General features: G+C 54.5%; 1 rRNA gene. It reads right to left on the reverse strand.

The features are described from left to right. A 23S ribosomal RNA gene (locus J4614_RS21925) occupies nucleotides 1-523 on the reverse strand; the annotation flags it as partial.

A 523-nucleotide genomic window follows, 5' to 3' on the forward strand; every position in this document is an offset into this window, starting at 1 on the left:
TCGCTGCCGCAGCTTCGGTGCATGGTTTAGCCCCGTTACATCTTCCGCGCAGGCCGACTCGACCAGTGAGCTATTACGCTTTCTTTAAATGATGGCTGCTTCTAAGCCAACATCCTGGCTGTCTGGGCCTTCCCACATCGTTTCCCACTTAACCATGACTTTGGGACCTTAGCTGGCGGTCTGGGTTGTTTCCCTCTTCACGACGGACGTTAGCACCCGCCGTGTGTCTCCCGTGATAACATTCTCCGGTATTCGCAGTTTGCATCGGGTTGGTAAGCCGGGATGGCCCCCTAGCCGAAACAGTGCTCTACCCCCGGAGATGAATTCACGAGGCGCTACCTAAATAGCTTTCGGGGAGAACCAGCTATCTCCCGGTTTGATTGGCCTTTCACCCCCAGCCACAGGTCATCCGCTAATTTTTCAACATTAGTCGGTTCGGTCCTCCAGTTAGTGTTACCCAACCTTCAACCTGCCCATGGCTAGATCACCGGGTTTCGGGTCTATACCCTGCAACTTAACGCCC

Origin of the sequence: Salmonella sp. 32031103-2018-00083-FB-01-SM-01, from assembly GCF_017571995.1 — a bacterium.
GTDB lineage: Bacteria > Pseudomonadota > Gammaproteobacteria > Enterobacterales > Enterobacteriaceae > Salmonella > Salmonella enterica.